The sequence below is a fragment of the Marinobacter sp. L-46 genome (genome assembly GCF_056859535.1).
This window is the reverse complement of the sequence record NZ_JBSXOP010000002.1, coordinates 1-3,116: the sequence shown is the minus strand read 5'-3', so window position 1 is coordinate 3,116 and position 3,116 is coordinate 1. Positions and strand designations below refer to the sequence as shown.

The window sequence follows — 3,116 nt, the reverse complement described above, 5'->3', positions numbered from 1 at the left end:
CCTAGTGTTCCGTCTGGTTAATTCCTAAGCGAAAATGTGCTACAATTCGAGCTATTGTTCACGAGCTCGGAGACTCTGTTTTGGCCCGGAAACCAGCACCCTTTAATCTTACGGTAAACGATCAACTGGAGCTGGAAAGCTGGCTGCGAACAAGCACGCTGAGTCAGAATCTTGTTCTGCGAGCACGAATCGTTTTGGCCCTGAATGCCGGTGAATCACCCAAAGTCGTTGCGGAGCAACTGGGAACCACGACGGCCACGGTATTTAAGTGGCGTAATCGTTACACCGAACAGGGCCTGAGCGGTCTTCGGGATGCACCAAGACCTGGACAACCCAGAAAGCTGGATCAGAAAAAGGTTAAAGCAATTCTTGATGACACGGTCAAAAAGGTGCCCAAGGAATCTACCCACTGGAGCATCCGGTTGATGGCCGAATATGCCGGTGTCAGTCGCTGGCAAGTGCATCAGATCTGGAAAGCCGCTGACCTGAAACCGCACCGGCTGAAAACCTTCAAAATAAGCAATGATCCGGACTTTGCTGAGAAGGTTTTCGATGTCGTTGGCCTGTACCTGAATCCGCCGGATAACGCGCTGGTGCTGTCGGTTGACGAAAAAACGCAGATCCAGGCACTGGATCGCACTCAACCAAAGCTGCAACTGAAACCCGGCCAGATCGAGCGCCGTACCCACGATTACAAGAGGCACGGGACGACCAGCTTATACGCGGCCCTGAATATCCTGAACGGCGAAGTGATTGGGCGCATTACACAACGCCACCGCGCCAAAGAGTTTCTCGATTTTCTGCGACAAATTGATCGAGAAACACCGAAAGAGCAGGACCTTCATCTGATTCTGGACAACAGCTCGACTCACAAAACACCAGAAGTGAAGGCCTGGCTGGAAAAGCATCCCCGGTTCAAGCTTCACTTCACACCAACCAGCGCCTCTTGGCTGAATGCCGTGGAGGGCTGGTTTGGTCAACTGGAACGCCGCGCTTTGTACCGTGGCATTTTTACCAGTGTCGGCGAACTTAAGAAGGCGATTCGTCGCTTTATCCAAACTCATAATGAGAAACTGGCAAAGCCGTTCCGCTGGCACAAGAGTGCAGAATCGATTATGACTTCAGTGACGCGAGCAAAGCTGAGTGTTATTGATAATAAATAAAGGGATTACCCAGACGGGACACTAGACTTCAAACAGTGGGACCTGAAAAGCCGTGACAACGCAGTCAGAACGGTAGTGCAGATGGCCGTGTGCATGGCCAATGGTGGCGGTGGTACCGTGGTGTTTGGCGTGGCTGATCGCATACAGGGGCGGAACAACGCTATCCTGGGCGTACCACAGGAAATAGACGCCAATCTCCTGAAAAAAGCGGTATACGACCAGACTGACCCGAAAATAATGCCGGTGTTCGAAGAACTGTCCGTACCGGAAGGCACTGGCCGGGTACTGTTGATGCAGATTCACCCCGGTATGCCGCCATACACGGACACTGCAGGGCGGGGCACCATCCGAGTCAGTAAAGATTGCGTTCCGCTGACGGGCACCGTTCGCCGTAAGATCAGTGTGGAAACCGGCGAGACTGACTATACCGCCGAGCCCGTTGCCCCTGTGGACAGCTCGCTTTTGTCGGCCACAGCGCTGGAAGCATTGCGCAACCAGGCCAGCAGGGAACGGGCACCAGAGGATCTGCTGCGTTTGTCTGACGCAGAGCTGCTGTCCACCCTGGGGCTGATCAAACAGGGCAAGCTCACCAGGGCGGCAATCCTGCTGACCGGCACTGAAGCGGCTATTCGGGAACACCTGCCCGGCCATAACTGGACTTTCCTACAAATGACCTCCGATACCGACTACGGCATCCGGGAAGACCGGGTCAGTGCACTGCCTTTGTCCGTAAAGCGCATCGAAGAACTTCTGGTGCCCTTTAATCCTATCACCACCTACAAGCAGGGCATGTTCCACTACGAATACCGCACCTGGCCAGAAATTGCCGTGCGTGAGGCGCTGATGAATGCCTTTTGCCATGCCGATTTGCGCATAGCGGGGCCGGTGATGGTTAAGCTCTATGCCGACCGGTTGGAAATCAGTAATAACGGCGGGTTTATTGCCGGAATCACTCCTAACAATATTCTCCACCACCAACCGGCTGCCAGAAACCCTTTGCTGGTTGAGGCCCTTACCCGGCTGCGCCTGGTAAACCGCAGCAACCTCGGTATTAACCGCATGTTCTCTGCCTTGCTAATGGAAGGCAAAGAGCCACCCCAGATCCGGGAAATTGGCGAGTCAGTTCAAGTGAGCTTTCCCAAACGGGAGTTGAACGCCACCTTCCGTCTGTTTGTGGCGGAGGAAAGTGAACGTGGGCGTACCTTGGGCGTGGATGAGCTGATGCTTCTGCAGTACCTGCTCCACCATCCGGAAATAGACACCAACACTGCCGCCAACCTGTGCCAGCGTGGCGAAGCAGAGATGCGCGAAAAGTTATCCACAATGGAATCGGCTGGCTACATCGAACATGGTGGTACCGGCCGGGGCGCCTACTGGTGCATCCAGCCAGAGCTTTACAATCGCCTGGCTGACGACGGCCACAGCGAAGCCCGCCGTCGTATTGGCTGGGATGCCGCGAAAACCCGGGTGCTCAGTATTCTGATGGAACGTGCGAAGCGCGGTGAAGAAGGCTTGAGAAATGCTGAAGTGCGCAAAATCACCAAGTATTCCCGTAATCAAGTAACCACGCTGATGAGGGAGTTGGCCGCAGAAACTGGCCGGGTCAACCAGTCAGGTCACGGTGCAGGCTCTCGTTATTACTGGGAGGCAGACAAGAGGGAATAGCTCAGCCAATGCTTTACGTGCAATTAAGAGTGCAATTTATCCAAAATTTGCAATTACAATTGCACTGCATGCAATTCGTGCCCAGTGAACTTATTAGGGATGTGACGCGTGATGCCATTTGATCATTGGGCTTGGTGTTCCGGACTTTGAGTTATGGTGATTTCTGGTGTATGGAAGCAGGCTGAAGGGGTGGCGTATCCTGTTGGTTGATCACCGCCAAGATCACAACCAACAGAGGAATGATACGCCATGTCCGAGTCTAACCTGCATGCTCTTTCACAACCAGAG

The 3,116-nt window shown here is 53.8% G+C and carries 2 protein-coding genes and 1 pseudogene; all 3 read left to right on the top strand.

Features of this window, described 5'->3' with window-relative positions; all coding sequences use genetic code 11:
- Positions 1-80: 80 nt before the first annotated feature.
- The 3 genes and pseudogenes from AC13DJ_RS00030 to AC13DJ_RS00020 all read left to right on the top strand — a co-directional run bounded on the left by AC13DJ_RS00030 (position 81) and on the right by AC13DJ_RS00020 (position 2,828).
- On the top strand, positions 81-1,163 hold the full coding sequence (locus tag AC13DJ_RS00030; protein WP_036218757.1) for an IS630 family transposase: 1,083 nt from the start codon (positions 81-83) through the stop codon (positions 1,161-1,163).
- A gap of 30 nt (positions 1,164-1,193) precedes the next feature.
- Positions 1,194-1,526 (top strand): annotated as a pseudogene (locus AC13DJ_RS00025) (ATP-binding protein); the annotation flags it as partial.
- 306 nt (positions 1,527-1,832) lie between these two features.
- Complete coding sequence (locus AC13DJ_RS00020; RefSeq protein ID WP_482932771.1) at positions 1,833-2,828, top strand: ATP-binding protein; 996 nt, start codon at positions 1,833-1,835, stop codon at positions 2,826-2,828.
- Positions 2,829-3,116: the final 288 nt, after the last annotated feature.